Origin of the sequence: Acidomonas methanolica, from assembly GCF_004346035.1 — a bacterium.
GTDB classification, from domain to species: domain Bacteria; phylum Pseudomonadota; class Alphaproteobacteria; order Acetobacterales; family Acetobacteraceae; genus Acidomonas; species Acidomonas methanolica.
This window is the reverse complement of record NZ_SLZN01000007.1, coordinates 124,306-147,514: the sequence shown is the minus strand read 5'-3', so window position 1 is coordinate 147,514 and position 23,209 is coordinate 124,306. Positions and strand designations below refer to the sequence as shown.

Below are 23,209 nucleotides of genomic sequence, written 5' to 3'. Positions count from 1 at the left end.
GCGGTGACGCGCTTCTGCCCCTCGGCACGCGCCAGCCCGACAGTGTCGCGATCCTCACCATCCAGATCAAGGCGGGTGGGCCTTATCTGGCAGAGAATGCGATCGAGGACATGGCTCTTGCCATGGCCTGATTCGGGCGGGGAGGGTCTGGTTCTTTTTTGAAAAAAAGAACCAAAAAACGTCTTCGACCTTGGCGGCGGAGTCTCCCGGCGAGACTCTGTCGCCAAAAAATCAAAAGTCTTTTTGCTTCTTTTTCTTCAGAAAAAGAAGAACAGCCCCCCTCCCGGTCCTGTCAGGTATCGAAGACGTTTGCGATGGCGGTCTGGGCTTCGATCTGGATGGTTTTCAGATGTTCGGGGCTTTTGAAGCTTTCCGCGTAGATCTTGTAGACGTCCTCGGTGCCGGAGGGGCGGGCGGCGAACCAGCCGTCCTTCGTCGTCACCTTGAGGCCGCCGATGGGCGCGCCGTTGCCGGGGGCTTTGGTGAGCTTGGCGGTAATCTTTTCCCCAGCGAGTTCGTCGAGGGGGAATTGCTCGGGGGAGAGGCGGGCGAGCTTCGTCTTCTGCTCCGCGTTGGCGGGGGCGTCGATCCGCTCGTAATAGGGCGTGCCGAGGCGGGCGGTGATCTCGTGGTAATGCGCGCTGGGGTTCCTGCCGGTTCTGGCCGTGATTTCGGCGGCAAGCAGGCCGAGGATGGGGCCGTCCTTGTCCGTGGTCCAGACGGTGCCGTCCTGACGCAGGAAGGTGGCGCCCGCGCTTTCCTCGCCGCCGAAGCCGAGGGTGCCGTCCATCAGCCCGGGGACGAACCATTTCAGTCCGACCGGCACCTCCACCAGCTTGCGCCCCATCTCGGCGGCGACGCGGTCGATCAACCCGGAGCTGACCAGCGTCTTGCCGACGCCCAGATCGGGCCGCCATCCGGGGCGGTTGCGGAAGAGATAGGAGACGGCGACGGCGAGGTAGTGGTTGGGGTTCATCAGGCCGTCAGGCTCGGCGACGATGCCGTGGCGGTCGGAATCCGTGTCATTGGCGAAGGCGACGTCGAAATCCTTGCCCAGCCCGATGAGGCGGCGCATCGCGTAGGGCGAGGAGCAGTCCATGCGGATCTGGCCGTCCCAGTCCGCCGTCATGAAGCCGAAGCGGGGATCGACGGCGGTGCTGATCACCGTGGCGTTCAGGCCGTAGCGGTCGATGATCGGCTGCCAGTAATCGACGACGGCGCCGCCCAGCGGGTCGATGCCGATCTTCACCTTCGCGTCGCGGATGGCGGCCATGTCGATGACCGATGCGAGATCGGCGACGTAGGGGGTGACGAAATCATATTCCTGCACGCAGGCCGCCTTCACGGCCCGCTCGTAGGGGATGCGTTCGACCTCCTTCAGCCCGTCCTTGAGGAAGCCGTTGGCCATGTCCTGGATGGCCTTCGTGATGTCGGTGTCGGCCGGGCCGCCATTGGGCGGGTTGTATTTGAATCCGCCATCCGTGGGGGGGTTGTGCGAGGGGGTGACGACCACGCCGTCCGCCAGGCCGCTCGTGCGGCCTTTGTTCCAGCCCAGAATGGCGTGGGAGATCACCGGCGTCGGCGTGAAGCCGCCGCCCGCCGCGACGCGCAGCTCGACCCCGTGGGCCGCGAAGACTTCCATCGCGGTGCGCTGCGCCGGGCCGGAGAGGGCGTGGGTGTCGATGCCCATGAAGAGCGGGCCGTCGATCCCCGCCGTCTTGCGGTGGCGGCAGATGCTCTCGCAGATGGCGAGGATATGCGCCTCGTTGAAGCTGGCGTGGAGCGAGGAGCCGCGATGGCCGGAGGTGCCGAAGGAGACGCGCTGGGACGGGACGCCGGGATCGGGCCGGCGGGTGTAATAGGCGTCGATCAGCGCCGGAATGTCGGGCAGGGATTCCGGGTCGAGAATCTTGCCGGCAAGGGGGCTGACAGTGGTGCTGACAGTGGACATGGGGGTTCCAACTTCCTGCGGTTCGTCAGGGTCCGAACGTAGGAGACCTCGCCCGGAGAGGGGAGAAGACCATTCGCGGACGGGTTCGTCCAGCCCCGGACGCGCGGCATCGGGGCGCGGGGGTCATGAGCCGGAGGTCGCGGGCAGCGGGGAGGCGGGCTGCCAGGCGGCCGGGGCCGGGAGGCGGGTGGCGGTGTCCGCCGGTGCCGCGTCTCCGCGGATGACGCCGAGCATGACGGTCGCCAGATCCCGCCAGCTTTGCCGCCAGTCCCGAATCGCGGGGGCGGTCGTCCCGCCCTCGCGGAGTGCCGCCGCCAGGGCCAGAAGCGCCTCCGCGATGGCCGGCGCGGTCGGGGCGCAGAGCATCGCCCCTTCCACGCCGGCGAGTTGCTCCGGCAATCCGCCCACCGCCGTCGCGAGGATGCGCAGCCCGGCCGCCAGCCCCATGACGGCGACGCCGGACTGGCTCGCCTCGCGATAGGGCAGCACCAGCGCGTCCGCCCAGGCGAAGAGCGCGGGGAGTTCCGTCTCCGCGAACCAGCGCGCCTCCACCTGCACATGCCGCATGGCGCGCAGGCGGCGGAGCGCGGCGGAATCCGGTCCTTCCCCGCAGATTCTGATGTCGAACGGCAGGTCGGGGCCGAGCCGTTCGAGCGCGTCCGCCAGGAGGTCCAGCCCCTTATAGGGCAGGAGCCTGCCGAAATGCAGCACTCTGGGCCGCCGGTCCGGCCGCGCCGGAGCTCGGGTGGTTCCGGCGCGTGCGTCGGCGTCGAGGCTCATCTCGACGCCCATATAGGGGAGCCAGAGCTTGGTGAGCGTCTGGCCGGACTGTCCGAATCCGCGTGCCCGCAGGCCGTTTTCCACATGGCCCGACAGGCAGAAGAGGTGCCGGGCCCCGTGCAGGAGATTTTCCTGACCCATGAGACGGAAACGGAACGCGTCGCCCGGATGCGCCTCGGCGTCATGCACGACGACCGCGTAGGGAATGTGCCGCGCCGCGAGGGCGGCCGTCATCGTGCCGTCGAGCAGGGCGGGCATGGCGCAGATCGCGATGTCGGGCGCGAGGATTTCCAGCCGCCGGATCGCCTGCCGGACCCGCATGGGCGCGGTCAGCCGCCGTGCCGCGTAGCCGAGCCGCGTCTCGTAGGTCGGCTCGCGCCAGTCGCAGGGCGGGGCGTCCGGTCCGGCGAGGAGTTCGGCGCGGGCGGCCAGGGACAGGCACGCCTCCTGCCCCGCGATCGCGTTCAGGGCCTCGGTCAGGCGGACCGCGAAGAGAGGTCCGGCTCCGCGTCGGCCCCAATGCCAGACGAGCGGCTTCATGCGACGCCGCTCGCCGCCAGCGCCGCCGCGAAGGGCTCCAGCCCCAGAGTCGCGCGCGCATGGGCCTCTCCGGCGCGCGCCAGCCGGGCGCGGAGCGCGGCGTCGTCCGCCAGACGCCGCAGCCAGTCCGCCGCCGCCTCCACATCGGGCTCGGCCCAGAGCGCGCCGGGCAGGTCGTAGGTTCCGCGCGGATCGTGGGCGGGCACGAGGCGACAGGGGACGAGCGCGCTGCTTCCTTCGGTCATGAAGTCGAGATTGCCCGACCAGCCCGTCGCCACGACGGGACGCCCGAGCAGCAGCGCCGTGGCGGGCACCAGCCCGAACCCCTCGGAGCGGTGCAGGGACAGCACGACGTCGCTCGCCCGGATCAGGCCGCGCAGGCGGGGTTCGGTCCATGTTTCCGTGATCAGCCGGACATTCGCGCCGGCGGCGGCCTCGGCGATCCGCGCGAGATCCTGCCCGTATGCCTCGGCGCCGGTGAGTTTCATCACCAGGAGATGATCCCGGCTCGCGCCGAACGCGGCGCGGAAGGCGGCGATCGCGCCGAGGGGGTTCTTGCGTTCCATCGAGGAGGCGAGGTTGAAGATCACCGTGACGGTGAACACGCCGTCCGGCAGGTCGAAATCCGCCCGATCTCCTTCGACCGGCATGTCCAGCGCCGCGAGAGGGAGCGGCACGCCGCGCACCCGGCCCGGCGCGAGCGGCTCGAATGCCGCCGCAGCGAAAGAGGACGGCGCCCAGATTTCATGCACGAATTTCGCCCCGTCCCGCCATGAGGGCGGCACGGCGGACAATTCCCACGCCCAGAAGCCGATCACGCGCCGTCCGGCGAGGAGGTCGCGCGGCGCTCCCAGCAGGGCCGCGGGCAGCCAGGGCGCGTTCACCGCCGCCAGCAGCGCGGCGCCCGGCGCGTGGGGCGGGCGGTCCCGCGCCACGAGGCCGGGCAGGCCGAGGCGCAGCGTGCCGCGCGCCTTTCCCAGGGTTGCAGCGGCCTGATTCAACAGGCGCGCGGCCTCGCCCAGCCCGTTGGCGCTGTCCATCTCGCCCGCGACGAGGACGCCGTCGCTGCGGGCGGGAGGGTGTTTGTCGGGCTTGCGCGCCAGAACCGCTGAGGCCCCGGCCAATCCGCGCCGTCGGGCGTCGCGGGGAAGCAACCGCCAGACGCGGTGAGCGAGCCGGGTGGCGGAATGAGGAAGCGGCGTCATTATCGTCAGACTATTCCGGCGCGCATTTTATGTTGTCAATGTCGATGTGACATTATTCACGATCGTATAGCTGTTCGGCGTTCGGCATGCGGGGCTGCGTCCTGTGTCGCACTGCGTCCTGCCGCCGGGTCCGGCGGGGTGCTTCGCGAGGAGTTGAGGCGTCCGCGGGCGCTTCGCCTGTCACAACACGGTGAACGAGCGGGGGATGCCATCCCTTTACGCAACGTGAAATGCGTGAAATGCTTGGCAATCCTGCCTTACATTCGGTTTCGACACAGGTTTTTTCTTTTTAATTCAATATATTGTCCCGCCCGCGCCGGTTTTTCGGGGGCAGCCGGGTGATGGGAACGGGAGGGCCGGTCCGGGCGTTTGCGTCTCCCTGGAGCAATAGTCTAACAAACAACAGTTATATGAACCACTGATCCGCGCCGGGTTCGCGCGCCGGGCGGATGGCGGGCGGAGCAGCCAGAGAGTGTCCACATCCCCGATGATCCTCGTCCATTCGGAATTCGACGCCGCCTCGGTCCGGACGGCTCTCGGCGCACCGCAATACAGCTATCATTTCGTCCTGGAGGGGTATGCGCCGATTCTCGGCCGGATCGGCGAGGTCGTGCATGTGGCGTCGCCCGAGGACGAGGTCGATGCGCTGTATGACGCCTGTCTGGCGGAGGGGCGCGCCTGCGTCTTTCTCTGCTTCGCGCCGCCGCATCTCGTGCCCGTCACCCTGCGTTGTCCGACCATTCCTGTCTTCGCCTGGGAGTTTTCCTCCCTGCCCTGCGAGCAATGGAGCGACGATCCCCGCTCCGACTGGCGCGTCGTGCTGCGCCATTGCGGACGCGCCATCACGCTCTCCACCCACACGGCCGATCTGGTCAGGGAGGCGATGGGCGCGGATTTTCCCGTCTTCGCGATTCCGACGCCGAGCTATGACGCGATGGCGCCGCTCTTCGACCAGCGGGCGGAGGGCGGCGGCTTCGAGGAGGAGCGTGTCTTCGCCTTTCGTGGCGCGGTGTGCGACAGCCATGCCGATCCGCTGTTTCGCGGCCCGCTGCCGTGGCCGATGACGCCGCCGCCGCCCGTCGCGGCGGAGGAGCCGCCTCCGGCCGCCGACTCTCAGGCGCCGATGCCCGATCCGGAGGGGGTTCCGCCGCCTTTGCTCCTGCCGGCGCGGCGCGGGGCGCGGGAGAGGGTGTCGCTCAGTCTCGGTTATGCCGAGGCGTGGTATCGCGACGTGCTGTTCGACATGCTCCCCGACCGGCTGCGGGTGATTCTGGCGCGGCTCGCCCGCGTGGGCCGTCGCGTCTATCGCGCGCTCCTCCCGCGCCCCGCCATGCAGGAAACCGCGCCGCCGGAGATGCCGGAGGCCATGCTCGAACCGGAACCCGAGCCGGAGTTGGAGCCGGAGCAGGTCGTGCGTCTCTCGGGGGTCGTCTATACGGCGGTGCTGTCACCGGCGGACGGGCGCAAGAACTGGCTCGATCTGGTCACGGCCTTTCTCTGGGCCTTCCGCGAGGAGCCGCGCGCCACGCTGGTCCTGAAGATGCCGCGCAGCGCGCGGGAGAGCATGCATTCGCATATCTACCACGCGCTCAGCCGGTTCACGCCCTTCGCCTGCCGGGTCGTGCTGGCGTACGGCTTCCTGGAGGACGCCGAATACGCCGCCCTCGTGCGGGCCACGACGTATTACGTCAATGTTTCCCATGGCGAGGGGCTCTGCCTGCCGCTGATGGCGTTCCTCTCCGCCGGGGTGCCGGCCATCGCGCCGGATCATACCGCGATGGCCGATTATGTCAGGCGGGACGCGGCTTTCATTCTCCGCTCCGGGCTCGAACACAATGTCTGGCCGTTCGACCCGCGCGATCTCTTCACGACCATGCGCTACCGGCTGGACTGGTCCTCCATCGAGGAGGCGTTCCGCGCCAGCTTCCGCGTCGCGCTGTCCGGCGACGGCGCCTATGACGCCATGGGGCGGGCGGCGCATGCGGCGATGCGCCGGTACTGCGCGGGCGGGCGGGTGCGGGATCTGCTCGCGGAAGCGCTGGATGTCCGGGGGGAGATGCCGCGGATCGGTCCCGAGCCCGCTCCCGCCTTCGACCCGGATTGCGAGATCGCGGCATGATCTTCCTGATCCATTCGGAAACCACGGACGGCACGATCGACGCCAATCTCGGCCTGCCGGAATACAGCTATTACTTCGTCCTGAGAGCCTTCCGCCCGCTGCTCGAGGAGATGGGGCTGACCGTCGCGGTCGCGGACCCGGAGCGGGAGGTCGATCGTCTGGCCCGCAACGCGCGGCGGCATGGCGAGACCTGCGTCTTCCTGAGCTTCTCGCCGCCGCACCGGACCTATGTGGCGCGCGACTGCCCGACCATTCCCGTCTTCGCCTGGGAATTCGACGCGATTCCCACCGAAAGCTGGGACGACGATCCGCGCAACGACTGGCGCACCGTTCTGGCGGCCACGGGCCGGGCGATCACCCATTCCCGCTTCGCGGCGGAGGCGGTGACGCGGGCCATGGGCGCGTCCTATGACGTCGCGAGCCTGCCCGCGCCGGTCTGGGACGAGTATGCGCCGCTTCATGTCCCGCACGGCGTTCCCGAGCTGGGGCGGGAGCGGACGCTGCGGGTGCGGGGGCGGGTCTATGACAGCCGTTCGATCGATTTCGCGCCCTATGCGCCGCTCCGTTGCCCCAAGCATGTGCATCCGGCGCTTCCGGATCATGCGGGGAGCCGGGAGACCGAGCGGGACATCACGCTGGACGGGGTGATCTACAGCGCGGTCTTCTGCCCGCTCGACGGGCGCAAGAACTGGTTCGACATGATCTGCGCCTTCTGTCTCGCCATGCGGGAGCGGGCGGATGCGACGCTGGTGCTGAAGCTGACCCATCATCGCTGTGACGAGGTGATCGGCGCGATGATGAAGGATCTCGCCAAGCTGCCGCCCTTCGCCTGCCGCGTCGTCATCATCGACGGCTATCTCTGCGACGACTCGTACCGGCGTCTCGCCGCGTCCAGCCATTACACGCTCAACGCCTCGCACGGGGAGGGGCAATGCCTGCCGCTGATGGAGTATATGAGCGCCGGGAAGCCGGCGGTGACGCCGGTTCACAGTTCGATGCGGGATTACGTGACGGAGGAGAACGCGTTCCTCGTCCGGTCGCATCCCGAGCCGACATCCTGGCCGCACGATCCGCGCCAGATGTATCGGACCCTCCGTCACCGGATCGATTTCGAGTCCCTCATGGCGGCGCTGGACGAGAGCTATCGCGTCGCCCGGACGGACCCGGCGCGCTATGCCCGCATGGCGAAGGCCGCGCATGAGGGCCTCCGCCGCCATTGCTCGCGCGCCGCCGTCAGGGATGGTCTGGTGTCTCTTCTGACGGCCCTGCCGTCCGTGGGCTCCGGGCTCGCGAAGGTGCGCGCATGAACATGCTGGCGGCGGAGCGCGCCCCGGCCGGTGAGGCGGGGACGGGCGAGCGGGCGAGCGGGCGCATCGGCGAGATCGAGGTGCTGCGCGCGCTGGCGATCCTGATGGTGCTTGTCGCGCATGTGCCGTTCAACCTCGTTTTCTGGTCCACCCGCCTGGGCGACCTGATCTTTTTTTCGAGCCTGTGGAGCGGGGTCGATCTCTTCTTCGCCATTTCCGGCTTCGTCATCGCGCGCACCCTGCTGCCGAAGCTGGAGGGCGTGCGGGACATCGGCCGTTTCGTGCCGATCGCCACGGTCTTCTGGATCAGGCGGGCCTGGCGGCTTTGGCCCGCCGCCTGGTTCTGGCTGCTCGCGCCGCTGGTGCTGTGTCTGATCTTCAACCGTTCCGGCGCCTATAACAGCCTGCGCGACAACTGGAGCATGGCGGTGGCGGGCTTCACGAACCTCGCCAATTTCTATCTCGCGCATCTGAAGTCGCCCGGCGACAAGGGCACGGCCTTCGTGCAGTGGAGCCTCTCCCTCGAAGAGCAATTCTACATCATCCTGCCCTTTGCGATCTTCTTCCTGCGTCACCGGCTCCGTCTGGTGCTACTCGGGCTGTTTGCCGCGACGTTCTTCCTGCCGATCAATCCGGTGCTTCTCGTGATCCGCGTCGGGGGTCTGTGCGCGGGCGTTCTGCTGGCCATGGCCGCGCGCTCGCCGCTTTATGCGATGTGCGCGCCGGTCTTTCTCGGCACGCGGCGGGTGGCGCGCATCGCGCTTCTCGTGGGGGTCGTGGCGCTGCTTTCGAGCCTCGGCTCCATGACGCTGGACATCGTGCCGTATTTCCAGGGGCCGATCGCGGCGCTTTCCGGGGCGCTGGTCTGGGTGGCGTCCTATGACGGCGGATATCTCTGGCCGCCCGGTCCGGTCCGGCGGCTCGCGGAGCTGATCGCCGCGCGCTCCTACAGCCTTTATCTCGTCCATATTCCCGTTTATTTCGCCATGCACGAACTCTGGTACCGAATTTATGACATGGCTGTTCCCAGCAGGGTCCAGGCGGTGGCGTATCTTACTGTTACCTTGCTGCTGCTCGCCATCGTCACGGAGATGAACTACACCTTTCTGGAGTGCCCGTTGCGCGAGCACGGCAGGATCGCCGCGCGGCGCTTCGCCCGGAACGCGCAGGTCGCGACCCAAGGCGAAATCCGGGCAAGACCTCAGGCTCAGGATGCATGACCGTATCACCTTCTTCAGGCATCACCTCTTCCCGCGACACCCTTCCGACCGGAGCGGCCCCTCGGCCCTTCTCGATCGTCTCCTCGCCGGACAGCCGGTCGCTCGACGGAAAAAAATCCCGGACGCGACTGTGGATCGACGTCGAGGATCTGTTTCAATACGCCTCCAACACCAGCCGCCCGAGCGGCATCCAGCGCCTCGCCTTCGAGGTGCAGAGGGCGCTGGTCGCGCTGGCGCCGGGCGAGGTGCGTTTCGTCCGGCACAGCGGGTCGGGCAAGGATTTCGTCAGCGTCCGCTTCGCCGAGATCGAGGCGCTGTTCGACGGGCTGACCGACGCCGTCACGACGCCTTCCGCGCCGCCGCCGCCGGAAACGCCTGAAGAGGCGGAGGAGGAGACGGCGGCGTACGAGCCGCCGCCGCTCAGTCTCGCGCGCCGCCTGCGCCACCGCATCATGACGCGCCTGCCGCCCGACATCGCGCGGGGGTTGCGCCATTATCGCGTCCATCAGCTCGAGGCGATCCGCTATCTCCGCGACATGATCCGCGACCGCCTCCGGCGGCGGCAGGCGCTCGCCGCCGCGTCGGCCCTTGCCGCGACCGCGTCGGGCGAAGCGGCGTCCGGGCCGTCATCGGCGAGCGCGGAGGCGCATGCCCGGCAGGATACGGACATCCCGTTCCGCACCGGCGTCGCGCCCGGCGACTGGCTCGTCTGCCTCGGATCGCCATGGTTTCTCGACGGTTACGCCGATCTCGTCGCGGGCACATGCGCCCGGCACGACATGCGCTTCGCGCTGCTTCTCTACGACATCATTCCGCTCCGGCGTCCGGAATGGTGCGACCGCAATCTCGTCAGGGCGTTCCGGAACTGGTTCCAGAACGTTCTTCCGCTCGCGGACGTGCTGCTCTCCATCTCCCGCACCACCGCCGGAGATGTGGAGCGTTATGTCGCGGAAACGGGGCTGTCCCTGCGCGACCGCGTGCGGACCATTCCGCTGGGGACCGGCTTCGGCCGGCCGCCGGTTCCCGAATGGACCGGGCGTCTGCCGCCGCGCCGCTCCTTCGCGCTCATCGTCTCGACCATCGAGGCACGCAAGAACCATCTGCTGCTCTTCCGCATCTGGCGCAAGTTGCTGGATGTGATGCCGCGGGAGAAGGTTCCGACGCTCGTCTTCGCCGGGCGGGTGGGGTGGCTGGTCGCCGATCTCATGCAGCAGCTCAAGAACGCCGACTGGCTCGACGGCAAGATTCTCCTCATCGAGGCGCCCAGCGACGGCGAGCTTGCGGCGCTCTACGAGGATTGCCTCTTCACCCTCTATCCCTCGCTGTACGAAGGCTGGGGGCTGCCGGTCACGGAGAGTCTCGCCCATGGCGCGCCCTGTCTGGCGGCCGACAAGACCTCGATTCCCGAGGCGGGGGGCACGCTGGCGCGCTATTTCGATCCCGACAACCTGCATGACGCGCTGCGGGCCGTCCGCGAGATTCTGGACAATCCCGCGACGCTCGAGTTCTGGCGGGTCCAGATCCGCGAGACGTTCCGCGACACGCCCGGCTGGAACGACAGCGCCGCCGCGATTCTCGATCTTCTGCACGGTGCGGGCCTCGACGCCGGGGCGGCCCTCGACGCCAGGACGGAGCCGTGCTGACCCTCGCCCATCGCGCCTGGCGGCTCCTGCCCGAAACGGTCCGGCGGGCGGCCATGGCGCGGGTGGCCTCGGCGGTCGCCGTCGCGCCCGGTCCCGCGCCGGGCCGGAGCGACGGCGCGATCGTCGCCGGCGATCTCGACGGGCGCAACGGCATCGCCGCCAGCGGGCGGCTCTACGGCAGCGCCCTGGCCGCGCGCGGGTTGCTGCGCGGGACGATGCCGCTGGGCCTGCCGAGCGTGGCGGCGGACTACGTCGGCAGTCCCGCGCCGGGCGCCGCCGTCATCGCGGTGGTCAACGCGCCGTTCCTGCCCGTCGGCCTCGCGCGGCTGAAACCGCGCGGCCTGTTGCGCGGGCGGCGGATCATCGGCGTCTGGGCCTGGGAATTGTCCCGCGTGCCGAAGGACTGGGCGATCGGCGCGCGGTTCGTCCATGAAATCTGGGCGCCGACGCGGTTCACGGCGGAGGCTTTCGAGACGGTCGCGCCGGGGCGGGTGCGGCGCGTTCCCTATCCCCTGCTGGCCCGGCTGCCCTTCACGCCCGTGGGCGACAGGGCGGCGTTCGGCCTGCCCGGGGACTGCTTCGTCGTCCTGACCGTGTTCAATCTCTCGTCGAGCTGCGCGCGGAAGAACCCGCAGGGCGCGATCGCGGCGTTCAAGGCGGCTTTCGGGACGCGACGCGATGCGCTGCTCGTCCTCAAGCTGACCGGGGAGAAGGATTATCCGGAGGATTTCGCCGCGATCCGTGCGGCGATCGGGGGGGCGGCCAATATCCGCGTCGTGACGCAGAGTCTGGAAGAGGACGCGTTGCACGGATTGATGGCGGCCAGCGATGTCGTGCTCTCCCTGCATCGGTCCGAAGGGTTCGGCCTCGTGCCCGCCACGGCGGCGCTGCTCGGCATTCCCGTGGTGGCGACCGGCTATTCGGGCACTCTCGATTTCATGGATGCGCGGTCGGGCGCGCTGGTCGGCTATCGTCTCGTCCCGGCCCGCGACGGGCATGACGTCTATGCGCTGCCCGGCGCGGAATGGGCGGAACCGGACACGGAGGAGGCCGCCGACTGGCTTCGCCGTCTCGCGGACGATCCCGCCCTGTGCGCCGCGCTCGGCGCGGCGGGGCGGGCCCATGCGTTGCGCGCGCTGGACGACAGCCAGCTCGACGCCGCGCTCGACGCGAACGGGATCGCATGACATTTTTGCCGCGTCCTGCGTTCCGTCTTCTGTCAGCCGCTTCCGGGCGTCATGGTCCGGCGGGGGTGTTTTTCATTCCGTTCAATGTCCAGAGGTTCTCATGCCCGTCGCTCTCATCACCGGAATCACAGGCCAGGACGGCGCCTATCTGGCTCGGCTGCTGCTCGGGAAGGGCTATCGCGTCGTCGGATTGCTGAGGCGTTCCGCCTCGTCGGACGTCATCGGCGAGCGGCTGCGCTGGCTCGGCGTGCTCGATCAGGTGGAGCTTGTGGACGGCGATCTGATCGACCTCGCCAGTCTCATCCGCGTGCTTCAGAAGGTCCGGCCCGATGAGATCTACAATCTCGCCGCCCAGAGCTTCGTCGCCACCTCGTGGCATCAGCCGCTCCTGACCAGCGAGGTGACGGGGCTCGGCGCGGCCCGGATGCTGGAAGCGATCCGCATCACGGAGAGTGCTGCGCGCTTCTATCAGGCGTCCTCCTCGGAAATGTACGGTCTGATCCAGGAACCGTCGCAGAGCGAGAAGACGCCCTTCTATCCGCGTTCCCCCTATGCCGTCGCCAAGCTTTACGCGCACTGGATGACCGTGAATTACCGCGAGAGCTACGGGCTGCACGCATCCTCGGGCATTCTGTTCAATCACGAGAGTCCGTTGCGCGGCATCGAGTTCGTGACGCGCAAGATCACGGACGGCGTTGCGCGCATCAAGCTCGGCCTTGCCCGCGACCTGTCGCTGGGCAATCTGGACGCCACGCGCGACTGGGGCCATGCGCGGGATTACGTGCGCGCGATGTGGCTGATGCTCCAGCAGGACAAGCCGGACGATTACGTGATCGCGACGGGTCGGACGACCAGCATCCGCGAGTTCTGCCGGATCGCCTTCTCTTATGCCGGGCTGAACTACGAGGATCATGTCGTCTCCCGCTCCGATCTGCTGCGTCCCGCCGAGGTGGATGTGCTGCTCGGCGACGCCTCCAAGGCGCGCGGGACGCTGGGATGGCAGCCGGAAACCTCGCTGGAGGAGATGGTCGCGGAGATGATCGAGGCCGATCTCGTCCGGCACGGGGCGGCGCGCCGTGGCTGAGGGGGGCGCGGCGTCTCTGTCCCTTCCCGGTCCGCTTCTGATCACGGGGGCGGGCGGTTTCGTGGGTCGTCATGTTCTGGCGGCGCTGGCCCGTCTCTCGCCCGGGACGCGGGTCCTGACGCCTGCGACCGACATCACCGATCGCGACGCCGTGCGCGCGCTGTTCGCGGCGGAGCGGCCCGCCGCCTGTCTGCATCTCGCGGCGATCGCGGCCATCGGCGTGGCGCGTGGCGATCCCGCGCTCGCCTGGTCCGTCAATCTGCACGGCACGCTCGCCATCGCCGAGGCGATCCGCGATCTCGCGCCGGCATGCCGGTTGATCTTCGTCTCCTCCTCCGATCTCTACGGCGCGAGTTTCCGCTGTGGCGAAGCTCTGGACGAACAGGCCCTGCCCGCGCCGCTCAACACCTATGCCGCGACCAAGGCGGCCGCCGATCTGGCGCTCGGGGCGATGGCGGCGGAAGGGCTGTCCGTCCTGCGGCTGCGTCCCTTCAACCATACCGGCCCCGGTCAGAGCGATCATTTCGTCGTCCCCGCCTTCGCCCGGCAGATCGCGCTCGCCGAGGCCGGGCGCGGGCCCGCCGTCATACGGGTCGGCGCGCTCGCGCCGGAGCGTGATTTCCTGGATGTGCGCGATGTGGCGCGGGCCTATCTCGCCGCCGTCGCGCAGGCGGAGTCGCTGGCGTCGGGGACGGTTCTCAATATCGCCTCCGGCGTGCCCCGGCGGATCGGCGACGTGCTCTCCTCCCTTTTGGCCCGCGCGGCCGTTCCCATTCAGGTCGAGGAAGACGTCGCCCGTTTGCGGCCCGCCGATATCCCCCGCGCCGTCGGCGATGCGCGTCAGGCACGGGACTGCCTCGGCTGGGCGCCCGCCATCCCCTGGGATGTGACGCTGGGGGATGTTCTGGATGACTGGCGTCTGCGGGTCCGGGGGGATGTTCTTTTTTGAAAAAAAGAACCAAAAAACTTCTTCGCCCTGGCCTGGGAGTTTCCCTGTGACGTTCCGTCGCTAAAGGATCAAAAGTCTTTTTGTTTCTTTTTCTTCAGAAAAAGAAGATCTCTTCCTCAAGGCCGAACGATGATCATGATGACGATCAGGGCCATCAGCAGGGTCGGCACTTCATTGGCGAAGCGATAGAAGCGCTCGGCATGCGGGCGGCGGTCGGCGGCGAAATCGCGGCGCCAGCGGGCGCAGGCGCCGTGGAAGATGAAAAGGCCGAGCACGCCGGCGAGCTTGGCCCACCACCAGGGGGCGGACCAGTCGATCACATGGGGGATGGAGGCCAGGGCGCCGCCGAAGAACAGCGTGGCGAGGGCGGCGGGGGTGGTGATCTGCCGCAGAAGGCGACGTTCCATCAGCTTGAAGCGTTCGCTTTCCGGCGAGCCGGGAACTGTCTGGCAGTGGTAGACGAAGAGTCGCGGCAGGTAGAACAGCCCGGCCATCCACGCGGTGAACGACATGATGTGGAAGGCGAGGAACCAGGGAAAAACGGCGTTCATGACGTCTGTGTCCGTTTCACGCGGGCGAGCAGGGGGACGAGTTCGTCGAGATGGCGGATGTGGACGAGGCCGGGCCAGTCATGCGGCGGCATGGGGCCGTGCGGACGGAGCAGGATGCAGGCCATCCCGGCGTCATGGGCGGCCTGAACGCCGGGATCGGAATCCTCGACCACGACGCATTCCGAAGGGCTGACGCCTTCCTGCGCGGCGGCGTGGAGATAGACATGCGGGTCCGGCTTGGGACGGCCCATCTCGCGGGCCGAGTGGACGCGATCCTCCGGAAAATGCGCCGTGAAGCCGACGCGGCCGAATTTCGCCGTCATCTCGGCGCGGGAGGAGTTGGAGCCGACGCGGAAGGGCAGGCCGAGCGGGCCCATCGCCTCCAGCATGGCGGGCGCGCCGGGAACGGGCTCGGCCTCCTCCCGCATCAGGGCGACGAGATCGTCCTGGATGCGGGCCACCCAGTCCATGCCGAGCGAGACGCCGTATTCCGCCTCCAGCTCGTGCTGGATATGGCCGAGCGCCTTGCCCGCGTGGCGCTCCATGGCCTCCTCGAAGGAGAGCGGTGCGCCCCGCTCGGCGGCGCGGCGGGCGATCAGGCGGATGGCGGGGGCCTCGCTGTCGATCAGCACGCCGTCGCAGTCGAACAGGACGAGGCGCAGCCTGCCCTCCGGATCGAGCGCGTGGGGCTGTGTGTCAGACATCGCGCACGGCCTCGACCAGGGCGGCGACATGCTCGGGCGGCGTGTCCTGCATTACGCCGTGACCGAGATTGAAGACATGTGGCCGTCCGCGCAGGCCGTCGCGGATGGCGCGGGCCTCGCGGCGCAGGGTCTCGCCGCCGGTCTTGAGGATGAACGGATCGAGATTGCCTTGCAGGACCAGCGTGTCCGGCACCATGCGGGCGATCTGGGCCATGTCGGCGCTGGTGTCGCAGGCCAGCGCGTCCACCCCGGTTTCACGCGCATAGGCGGGGGCCATGACGCCCGCGAGGCGGGGGAAGCCGATGATCCGCGTGCCGGGCCGCGCCGTGCGGAGGCGCTCGACGATCCGCCGCGTCGGGGCGATGACGTGCCGGCGGAACTGGGAGGGCGGCAGGAGCCCGGCCCAGCTGTCGAAGAGCATGACGGCCTCCGCCCCGGCGTCGATCTGGCCGATCAGCATCTCGGCGGTCGAGTCCGTCAGCAGGGCGATCAGGCGGCCGAACAGTTCGGGGTCGGTCAAGGCCATCTCGCGCGTGGCGCCGAACTCCCGCGAGCCGCAGCCCTCGACCATGTAGCAGGCGACGGTGAAGGGGCTGCCCGCGAAGCCGAGCAGGGTCGTGGCGGCGGGCAGTTCGCGGGACAGGCGGCGCAGGGTTTCGCGCACCGGCTCCGTGGCCTCGGCGACGCGGGCGGGGTCGAGCCGGGCGAGATCGGCGGCGGAGCGCAGCGGGTCCAGCACCGGGCCGCGCCCTTCCTCGAAGGCGAGGCTCTGGCCGAGCGCCCAAGGGAGGATCAGGATGTCGGAAAACAGGATCGCGCCGTCCATGGCGTAGCGCCGGATGGGCTGGAGCGTCAGCTCCACCGCCATGTCTGGCGTCAGGCAGCGGGTCATGAAGTCCGCCTTGTCGCGCATGGCGCGGAATTCGGGCAGGTAGCGCCCCGCCTGGCGCATCAGCCATACCGGCGGCGGCCAGAGCGCCTCGCCAGCAAGGGCGCGCAGCAACGGCTTGGCGGGCGGCGTCGATGAAGGCGGGACAGCGGACGGAGAGGAGAGATCGCGAACCATGACGCTCACTAACCACGAAAAATAAAAATAAGAAATCCTGTCGGGGTGATTGATGCCTGTGGATGTCGGGGTACCCGTCTTTCCGAAAATGTACCCCGAGTTCCCCACACTGTGTACAACGCGCGACTCGCGGATAGCCGCGGGTCGGAGCGGTTTATCCCGAATCATCCCCCGACAGGCTGTGTACAACCCCCCGGTACGGACGGGCGGCGTACCATCCACGGTACTCGGTACGTCGGCCGGGGGAGAGGCGTACCATCCCCATGTACCCCGGTACTCCCGGTACTCGTCCACAGGTGGGGGAGGGGTGCTGTTCTTTTTTGAAAAAAAGAACCAAAAAACTTTTCCGACCTGGTTACGGAGTCTCCCGGTGACGCTCCGTCGCCAAAGGATCAAAAGTCTTTTTGCTTCTTTTTCTTCAGAAAAAGAAGGTGAACTGCCTCAAAACGAAAAACCGGGAGGGTTCGGTGATGACGCGTCTTGTTCTGGCCAGCGGGTCCGTGACCCGGTTGGCGCTGCTGCGGGAGAGTGGCGTCGCGGTGGAGGCGTGCCCGGCGTTTGTGGATGAGGCCGGGTTGCGGGAGGCTTTCCTGCGGGAGGGGGTCGGAGCCGGGGAGATGGCGTTGCGTCTGGCGCGGGCGAAGGCCGAGGCGGTTGCGCTTTCCGATGGGCTGGTGATTGCCGGGGACCAGATTCTGGTCTGTGACGGCGAGATTTTCGGCAAGGCGGCGACTCGCGCGGCGGCGCGGGGGCAGCTTCTGGCGCTGCGCGGGCGGACTCATACGCTGCCGACGGCGGTGACGCTTTACAGGGACGGGCGGGAAATCTGGTCACATGTCGAGACGCCATGCCTGACGATGAGGGCGTTTTCCGAGGCGTTTCTGGATGACTATCTCGCGGCGGAGGGCGATGCGCTGCTTGCCTGTGTGGGCGCGTATCGCCTGGAAGGGCGGGGGGTGCAGCTTTTCGCGGCGGTCGAGGGGAGTCACGATGCCATTCTGGGCCTGCCCCGGCTGCCCCTGTTCGGCGCGTTGCGTGAGGCGGGGGCGCTGGCGACGTAAAAAATCCCGATTTGCCGCTTGTCAGGACCGGACGGCTTGGCTATACGCCTGCCACGGTTTCACCCCAAGGAAACCATGACGATACGGCGGGGCCATAGCTCAGTTGGGAGAGCGCTTGAATGGCATTCAAGAGGTCGTCGGTTCGATTCCGATTGGCTCCACCAATCTCCCTGCAAGGCTCCATCCCTAAAGCCTCGAAAGTCTTTTTGCTTCTTTTTCTTCAGAAAAAGAAGAAACACCCTCGCAAGAGCGGGGTTCACTCAAATCAAACGCCCTCTGACGCTGCCTTTTTCCTGCTTCTGTGGCTGTCCGCGCCCGTCACGATTCGTGAAACCGTGCCCGGGCTGATGCCGAAGGCTTCCGCGACGGTTTTCAGTGCTTCTCCGTCCTGACGTCTGCGGGTGATTTCATATCTTTGAGCCTCGGTGATGCGGGCCGGACGGCCCATTTTGATTCCCTGCTTCATCGCACGCGCCCGGCCTTCCGACGTTCGTGTGCGGATCAGATCCCGTTCCACATCCGCGAGACCGCCGAGGACGGCCAGCATCAGACGGCCTGTACTGGTCGTGGTGTCTGTCCATGGTTCTGCGAGGGAATAGAACTGAGCGCCTTTCCGGGTGATTTCCTTGACGATCGCGAAGAGGTCGAACGTGCTGCGGGCGAGACGGTCAATCCGGGTGACAATGATGACGTCGCCCTCGGCGAGACTGCGGAGCAATCGGCGAAGCTGGACCCGTTCCGCATCGGCGCCGCTGGCTTTTTCCTGGAAAATCCGTTCGCAGCCATGTGTTCTGAGCGTCTGGATCTGCATATCCAATGTCTGCCCGATTGTACTTACCCGGGCGTAGCCGATCTTCCGCGTCATATTTTGTCGTCATGTCTTATAGTGACAGAATCATATAAAAACCTGGAAAGTATGCGTACTCCATGATTGGCACAAGATCACTAATAACACAGCTTCAAGTTTGTCAATATGAGATTCGTATCCTGCTTTCTGATTCTATTCACGAGCGTCGTGCATCACCTATATCGTTTTTCATGATATAGACAGTTGTGACAGGAGGTAATCCTTCGTTAATACCGACGGAAATTTACGCCAGCCTTGGCGTTGTTCATTGTCGGATCGAACAGGACTTTCAGTGAACCGGGAGGTCTTCGGGGTGGAGTGCGGGGTAAAAAAAAACCGGCCTCGAAGGCCGGTTTTCCCTGGAACGTGATCCGCGCGTGGAGCGGTCAGACGGAGTAGTACATCTCGAACTCGACCGGATGCGGCGTGTGCTCGAACTGGTACACTTCCTTCCACTTCAGCTCGATATAGGCCTCGATCTGATCCTTGGTGAACACGCCGCCCTTGAGCAGGAACTCGTGATCGGCCTCGAGCGACAGCAGGGCCTCGCGCAGCGAACCGCAAACCGTCGGAATCTTCGCCAACTCGTCCTTCGGCAGTTCGTACAGATCCTTGTCGATGGCCTCGCCCGGATGGATCTTGTTCTGAATGCCGTCCAGGCCCGCCATCAGCATGGCCGAGAAGGCCAGATAGGGGTTGGCGGTCGGATCGGGGAAGCGCACCTCGACGCGCTTCGCCTTCGGCCCCGACCCGAACGGGATACGACAGGAAGCGGAACGGTTCGCGGCCGAATAGGCCAGCAGCACCGGCGCCTCGAAGCCCGGGATCAGACGCTTGTAGGAGTTGGTGGAAGGGTTGGTGAACGCGTTCAGCGCCTTGGCGTGCTTGATGATGCCGCCGATATAGAACAGCGCCGTCTCCGACAGCCCCGCATATTCGTCGCCCGCGAAAGTCGGCTTCCCCTTGTTCCAGATCGACTGGTGAACGTGCATGCCCGAGCCGTTATCGCCATAGATCGGCTTCGGCATGAACGTGGCCGTCTTGCCGTAGGCGTGGGCGACGTTATGGACGCAGTATTTATAGATCTGCATCAGGTCGCCGGCATGAACGAGGGTGGAGAATTTGTAGCCCAGCTCATGCTGGGACTGCGCCACCTCGTGATGATGCTTCTCGATCGGCAGGCCCATCTCGCCCATCGTGGACAGCATCTCGGCGCGCAGGTCGCCCTCGCTGTCCACCGGCGCGACCGGGAAATACCCGCCCTTGACCACCGGGCGATGGCCCATATTGCCTTCCGGATAATCCTTCAGCGATGCGCCCGGCCCCTCGATGCTGTCGAGTTCGTAGGTGCCGAAATTCGGACCCGTGCCGAATTTCACGCTGTCGAACACGAAGAATTCCGCCTCGGGGCCGATGAACGCCGTGTCGCCGAGCCCCGTGGTCTTCAGATAGGCCTCGGCCAGCTTCGCCGTCGCGCGCGGATCGCGGTTGTAATATGCGCCGGTGCGCGGCTCGATGATGTCGCAGATCAGGATGAGCTGCGGCTTGGCCGAGAACGGGTCCATCACGGCCGTCGTCGGATCGGGCAGCAGCACCATGTCGGATTCGTTGATGGCCTTCCAGCCGGCGATCGACGATCCGTCGAACATGAAGCCTTCGGTGAAGACCTCTTCCTCGATGGTGGAAACCCACTGCGTCGTGTGCTGCCACTTCCCCTTCGTGTCGGTGAAGCGCAGATCGACGAGTTCGACCGCATGTTCCTGAATCAACTCGAAGACGCGCGCGACGGCTGCGGCGTCCGGTGCGGCGGGCTTCGTCAAATCGCTTGCCGCCGCAGCACGCGAGGGGGATTTCTTCGCCGCCGGAGCTTTCGGGGCCGCGGGTTTTCTCGCCATCTCTCGGATACCTGTCCTTGCCACTGAATCTAACTGACCGAGACGTCCTGTTGACCTGACGCCACCATCGCCGCATCTCTAACGGCTGCAAAACGACTACGGGAGATTTATGGCGTTGTCGAGAGCGGGACGGGGCGGATTCTGCAAATCCCCGCCTCGTCCCGCCCGCCTCTCTCGGAAATGTGCTCCTTCAGAAATGCGCCCGCATGGTGAACATGGCCTGGGCGGGCACGCCGGGAATGCCGTCGCTGAACTGTGTCGAGCAGTTGTAGATGTTGACCGGCTGTCCCGCGAAGCCGTTGAAACCCGGCGGGTTCGACGCGAAATTGCCGCAGCCCGAGCCGTTCGGGGAGATCTGCTTGTATTTATACTGCCAATAGAACGTATTGAAGAGGTTATAGACGTTCATGTTGAAGTCGATGGACTTCAGCGGGCCGAGATTATGGACCGGCAGATGGTAGTCGACGTTGATGCTGAAGATCATGTACGGCGCGATGCCGCCTTTCGGGTCCATCGTCGTGCTGCCCGCGACGGCGTTGTAGTAGTTATAGCTGCCGTACCCGTTGCTAGTGCCGCTCGTCACGCCGGGAAGAGGGCCGACATTCTCGAACCCGCCAAGATCATATGTGGTGTACTGATGCCCCGTATACTGGCCCGTGAACCGCACGTTCAGGTCGTCGTCATTCAGGAAGAGATTGTTCTTGTGGTAATCCACGCCGAAGGTCGAAAGCCAGGACGGAATGCCCGTGACATGCGATCCGCGCGACGCGATGCCGAACTGATCTTCCTGCACCGTGACGAAGGCGAAATAGGTCTTGAGGTAGCGCGCGCTGTTGTAGGACCAGTTGCCGAAAAGCTGCCAGTTCTTGTTGATCTGGTAGATCACGTTCATTTCGACGCCGCGCATCAGGCGCTCGCCGTCATTCGTGTAGAGGCTCTTGCCGTAGAGCGCGGTGTTCGGGGTCTGGTCCGAGAAATAGCCGAAATCCCGGTCCACCTTCTGGTAGTAGTAATCGGCGGAGACCGCGAGCTTGCCGGTGTTGTATTTGATGCCGCCCTCATACATGTGAACGATCGAGGCGCTCGGCGGAGCGGTGGCGAAGGTCGGACCGAAATCCGTCACCGGCGCGTAGAGCGCGGATGTGCCCATGCTGCCATAGGCGGACAGCCCCCGGAGCACGGGAGAAATCTTGTCGAAATCGAAGGTCACGTTCGCGAAAGGCAGCCAGTTGCGGTCCCATTTGCGGGATTTGTAAGGGCCGTAGGAGCAGGAATACTGATTGCAGTAGGCTGAATTGGCGGCGAGATACGAGGCAGGCGGGCTGTCGCCGTCATAGACCCACGGCGTCGTGTAGCCGGACTTCGTCCCCTGAATCGTGAAGCCGCCCGTGATGTGCAGCGAATTATGCAGCAGATCGATACGATCCTGCGCATATCCGGAATAGATATTGCGGAAGGTGCCGCCATAGCCGGGAATCCGGTTCTGCTCGTCATGCGGGATATAGGGTGTGACGCCCGCATAGCTGGCCAGATTGTTCTGCGTTTCGCGGGCGATCAGCGCGCCGACGTGAATGGTGTTGCGGATGCCGAAAATATCCGGCGGCGTGATCGAGATGCGCGGCTGGATTCCGTAAGTATTCGTGTGAATATATTGTTGTTCCGAGTTATATCCGCACGGCGTGGGGGCGCCCGCATATTGCGCCACATAGGACGAGGGGCAGGATGAGGTGTTGTTGTAGAGCGCGTTGCCGTCATAAGTGACGACGCCGGGCTGGTAATAGGGGTTGCCGTAGCCGTAAACCTGCTGATAGGCGAAATTTGCAAGCGTCTGGTTGAACAGCGTCACCCCGTTCATGGAATAGGCCGGCCACTGCCCGGCCGGGGCGAAGGTGTTGATGTTGCTGTAATAATCGGAATAGCTGTTGTTGTAACGATAGAATCCGGAAAGACCGACGGAAATATAGTCGTTGATATAGGTGTCGTTCTTCAGCATGATCGTGAAATAATCGTTACGCGTATAGGCGTATTGCTCGCTCTTGGGGTAATTGAAGTAATTTCCGTATTTCTGCTGATAGATGCTCGGAATCGGCTCCGGAATGTAGTTCGAGCTGCCCGTGTTGTAGAGCACGGTGGCCTGGAACATCGACTGGCCCGAATCATACGGCTTGTCGAACGCCGCCTCCATCGAGTTGAAGCGCGCAGGCGTGTTCTCGATATAGCCCTTCGTCTGCATGTTGGAATATTGCAGCATCAGGCGTGGCGCATCGACGCCGCGGCCGAGCGCGCCGTCCAGACCGCCGGAATCGACCTTGAATCCTTCCTTCCAGGTGCCGAATGATCCGACCCCGCCGAACACGTCGAGCCCCCGCTTCGTCGAAGGCCGCATCGACTTGTAGGCCACCGTGCCGCCGATCGTGCCGAAGGTGGACTGATCGGGGTAGGCGACGCCCGGATAGAGCGAAACGCCGCTGATCTGATCGGTATTGAAATAATATCCCGCGATGCCTTGCAGATAGCTGCCCGATCCGCCGTTCAGCAGATCCTGCATCGGAATGCCGTCGAGCGTCTGCGCGACTTCCATCCCGCGCGTGCCGCGGATGGTGAAGACCGGCTCGTTGTTGCCCGGCCCCTGCTGATAGACATAGACCGAAGGCGCCTGACGCAGCAGCGTCACGATGCTGCCCATCGAGCCGTTCGCGGAGATCTGCTTCGCTCCGAGTTCGGTGACGGCGGAGGGGCTGTCCTTCTCGCGGATCAGGCGGCGCAAGGCCCGGACCTGGATGCTTTCCGGGCTGCTGTTGTCGATCGAGGCCTGGGCCGCGGCGTTGCGCTGTGTCGTGACGGGAGGAAGGGTCGTGGAAGTCTGCGCCGTGGCGGCAGGGGCCGGCGTGGCGGTGACCGGTGCCGCTTTCGCATGGCGGGATTTATGATGTGACGTCGCGGCCTGCGCCGTGACGGGTGGGAGCAACACACAGGAGCCGATCGTCGTGACGCAGGTCAGCAGCGCGCGACGATAGGTCGTTCGTTTCGGGTAAGTCATGAAAAATACCATTACATAATCGGTGTGTTCGGATCGTTATCCGGAATGTTTCGACGCTAT

The 23,209-nt window shown here is 66.0% G+C and carries 17 protein-coding genes and 1 tRNA gene; 9 read left to right on the top strand and 9 right to left on the bottom strand.

The genetic code is table 11. From position 1 onward, the window contains the following. Positions 1 to 292 precede the first annotated feature (292 nt). From pgm to EDC31_RS08035, 3 genes are all read right to left on the bottom strand, one after another. A complete protein-coding gene (pgm, locus tag EDC31_RS08045; protein ID WP_132126987.1) occupies positions 293 to 1,951 on the bottom strand; it encodes a phosphoglucomutase (alpha-D-glucose-1,6-bisphosphate-dependent) in 1,659 nt (552 codons plus the stop codon). 123 nt (positions 1,952 to 2,074) lie between these two features. Next, on the bottom strand, positions 2,075 to 3,271 hold the full coding sequence (locus tag EDC31_RS08040; RefSeq protein WP_052512649.1) for a glycosyltransferase family 4 protein: 1,197 nt from the start codon (positions 3,269 to 3,271) through the stop codon (positions 2,075 to 2,077). Then, positions 3,268 to 4,476 (bottom strand): glycosyltransferase, encoded by a 1,209-nt coding sequence (locus EDC31_RS08035; protein ID WP_042062434.1) that lies wholly within the window; start codon positions 4,474 to 4,476, stop codon positions 3,268 to 3,270. The genes EDC31_RS08040 and EDC31_RS08035 overlap by 4 nt, the downstream gene beginning before the upstream one ends. Positions 4,477 to 4,948: 472 nt before the next feature. On the opposite strand from EDC31_RS08035, the gene EDC31_RS08030 reads away from it, so the two are divergent. The 7 genes from EDC31_RS08030 (at position 4,949) to EDC31_RS08000 (ending at position 13,985) form a co-directional block, all read left to right on the top strand. Next, a complete protein-coding gene (locus EDC31_RS08030; protein WP_132126986.1) occupies positions 4,949 to 6,595 on the top strand; it encodes a glycosyltransferase in 1,647 nt (548 codons plus the stop codon). Next, complete coding sequence (locus tag EDC31_RS08025; protein WP_042062430.1) at positions 6,592 to 7,902, top strand: glycosyltransferase; 1,311 nt, start codon at positions 6,592 to 6,594, stop codon at positions 7,900 to 7,902. The genes EDC31_RS08030 and EDC31_RS08025 overlap by 4 nt, the downstream gene beginning before the upstream one ends. Beyond that, positions 7,899 to 9,122: an acyltransferase family protein gene (locus EDC31_RS08020; protein ID WP_052512648.1), complete on the top strand. Its 1,224-nt coding sequence runs from the start codon at positions 7,899 to 7,901 to the stop codon at positions 9,120 to 9,122. Before EDC31_RS08025 ends, EDC31_RS08020 begins: the two co-directional genes overlap by 4 nt. Beyond that, positions 9,119 to 10,765: a glycosyltransferase family 4 protein gene (locus EDC31_RS08015; protein ID WP_132126985.1), complete on the top strand. Its 1,647-nt coding sequence runs from the start codon at positions 9,119 to 9,121 to the stop codon at positions 10,763 to 10,765. Before EDC31_RS08020 ends, EDC31_RS08015 begins: the two co-directional genes overlap by 4 nt. After that, a complete protein-coding gene (locus EDC31_RS08010) occupies positions 10,759 to 11,952 on the top strand; it encodes a glycosyltransferase (protein ID WP_243697797.1) in 1,194 nt (397 codons plus the stop codon). Before EDC31_RS08015 ends, EDC31_RS08010 begins: the two co-directional genes overlap by 7 nt. Before the next feature lie 100 nt (positions 11,953 to 12,052). Then, the gene (gmd, locus tag EDC31_RS08005; protein WP_042059757.1) at positions 12,053 to 13,036 is read left to right on the top strand and encodes a GDP-mannose 4,6-dehydratase; all 984 of its coding nucleotides are present in this window, start codon (positions 12,053 to 12,055) and stop codon (positions 13,034 to 13,036) included. After that, positions 13,029 to 13,985, top strand: a complete 957-nt coding sequence (locus EDC31_RS08000; RefSeq protein ID WP_239641690.1) for an NAD-dependent epimerase/dehydratase family protein — start codon at positions 13,029 to 13,031, stop codon at positions 13,983 to 13,985. Before gmd ends, EDC31_RS08000 begins: the two co-directional genes overlap by 8 nt. Before the next feature lie 116 nt (positions 13,986 to 14,101). On the opposite strand, the gene hemJ is transcribed toward EDC31_RS08000, so the two are convergent. Genes hemJ through hemE form a run of 3 tightly spaced genes read right to left on the bottom strand, consistent with a single transcriptional unit; the run spans position 14,102 to position 16,306 of the window. Further along, on the bottom strand, positions 14,102 to 14,536 hold the full coding sequence (gene hemJ / locus EDC31_RS07995; protein WP_042059756.1) for a protoporphyrinogen oxidase HemJ: 435 nt from the start codon (positions 14,534 to 14,536) through the stop codon (positions 14,102 to 14,104). Further along, positions 14,533 to 15,240, bottom strand: a complete 708-nt coding sequence (locus EDC31_RS07990; protein ID WP_132126984.1) for an HAD family hydrolase — start codon at positions 15,238 to 15,240, stop codon at positions 14,533 to 14,535. Before EDC31_RS07990 ends, hemJ begins: the two co-directional genes overlap by 4 nt. After that, positions 15,233 to 16,306: a uroporphyrinogen decarboxylase gene (hemE, locus tag EDC31_RS07985; protein WP_042059751.1), complete on the bottom strand. Its 1,074-nt coding sequence runs from the start codon at positions 16,304 to 16,306 to the stop codon at positions 15,233 to 15,235. Before hemE ends, EDC31_RS07990 begins: the two co-directional genes overlap by 8 nt. A 470-nt stretch (positions 16,307 to 16,776) precedes the next feature. Here hemE and EDC31_RS07980 point away from each other — a divergent pair, with 470 nt between their 5' ends. Both EDC31_RS07980 and EDC31_RS07975 read left to right on the top strand, forming a co-directional pair. After that, complete coding sequence (locus EDC31_RS07980; RefSeq protein WP_042061731.1) at positions 16,777 to 17,367, top strand: Maf family protein; 591 nt, start codon at positions 16,777 to 16,779, stop codon at positions 17,365 to 17,367. Between the two features lie 88 nt (positions 17,368 to 17,455). Continuing rightward, positions 17,456 to 17,531, top strand: a tRNA-Ala gene (locus EDC31_RS07975). A gap of 101 nt (positions 17,532 to 17,632) precedes the next feature. On the opposite strand, the gene EDC31_RS07970 is transcribed toward EDC31_RS07975, so the two are convergent. The 3 genes from EDC31_RS07970 to EDC31_RS07960 all read right to left on the bottom strand — a co-directional run bounded on the left by EDC31_RS07970 (position 17,633) and on the right by EDC31_RS07960 (position 23,149). Further along, positions 17,633 to 18,232 (bottom strand): recombinase family protein, encoded by a 600-nt coding sequence (locus EDC31_RS07970; protein ID WP_042061724.1) that lies wholly within the window; start codon positions 18,230 to 18,232, stop codon positions 17,633 to 17,635. Between the two features lie 368 nt (positions 18,233 to 18,600). Continuing rightward, positions 18,601 to 20,109 (bottom strand): type I glutamate--ammonia ligase, encoded by a 1,509-nt coding sequence (gene glnA / locus EDC31_RS07965; RefSeq protein ID WP_081797882.1) that lies wholly within the window; start codon positions 20,107 to 20,109, stop codon positions 18,601 to 18,603. Between the two features lie 190 nt (positions 20,110 to 20,299). Beyond that, positions 20,300 to 23,149 carry a TonB-dependent receptor gene (locus EDC31_RS07960; RefSeq protein ID WP_081797883.1) on the bottom strand — a complete coding sequence of 950 codons (2,850 nt, stop codon included), beginning with the start codon at positions 23,147 to 23,149 and terminating at the stop codon, positions 20,300 to 20,302. Positions 23,150 to 23,209: the final 60 nt, after the last annotated feature.

What these genes read in the sequence shown, in the direction of transcription:
- pgm (WP_132126987.1), bottom strand. Translation starts at nt 1,951, where the DNA reads ATGTCCACTGTCAGCACCACTGTCAGCCCCCTTGCCGGCAAGATTCTC.
- EDC31_RS08040 (WP_052512649.1), bottom strand. Translation starts at nt 3,271, where the DNA reads ATGAAGCCGCTCGTCTGGCATTGGGGCCGACGCGGAGCCGGACCTCTC.
- EDC31_RS08035 (WP_042062434.1), bottom strand. Translation starts at nt 4,476, where the DNA reads ATGACGCCGCTTCCTCATTCCGCCACCCGGCTCGCTCACCGCGTCTGG.
- EDC31_RS08025 (WP_042062430.1), top strand. Translation starts at nt 6,592, where the DNA reads ATGATCTTCCTGATCCATTCGGAAACCACGGACGGCACGATCGACGCC.
- EDC31_RS08020 (WP_052512648.1), top strand. Translation starts at nt 7,899, where the DNA reads ATGAACATGCTGGCGGCGGAGCGCGCCCCGGCCGGTGAGGCGGGGACG.
- EDC31_RS08015 (WP_132126985.1), top strand. Translation starts at nt 9,119, where the DNA reads ATGACCGTATCACCTTCTTCAGGCATCACCTCTTCCCGCGACACCCTT.
- gmd (WP_042059757.1), top strand. Translation starts at nt 12,053, where the DNA reads ATGCCCGTCGCTCTCATCACCGGAATCACAGGCCAGGACGGCGCCTAT.
- hemJ (WP_042059756.1), bottom strand. Translation starts at nt 14,536, where the DNA reads ATGAACGCCGTTTTTCCCTGGTTCCTCGCCTTCCACATCATGTCGTTC.
- EDC31_RS07990 (WP_132126984.1), bottom strand. Translation starts at nt 15,240, where the DNA reads ATGTCTGACACACAGCCCCACGCGCTCGATCCGGAGGGCAGGCTGCGC.
- hemE (WP_042059751.1), bottom strand. Translation starts at nt 16,306, where the DNA reads ATGGTTCGCGATCTCTCCTCTCCGTCCGCTGTCCCGCCTTCATCGACG.
- EDC31_RS07980 (WP_042061731.1), top strand. Translation starts at nt 16,777, where the DNA reads ATGACGCGTCTTGTTCTGGCCAGCGGGTCCGTGACCCGGTTGGCGCTG.
- EDC31_RS07970 (WP_042061724.1), bottom strand. Translation starts at nt 18,232, where the DNA reads ATGACGCGGAAGATCGGCTACGCCCGGGTAAGTACAATCGGGCAGACA.
- glnA (WP_081797882.1), bottom strand. Translation starts at nt 20,109, where the DNA reads ATGGCGAGAAAACCCGCGGCCCCGAAAGCTCCGGCGGCGAAGAAATCC.
- EDC31_RS07960 (WP_081797883.1), bottom strand. Translation starts at nt 23,149, where the DNA reads ATGACTTACCCGAAACGAACGACCTATCGTCGCGCGCTGCTGACCTGC.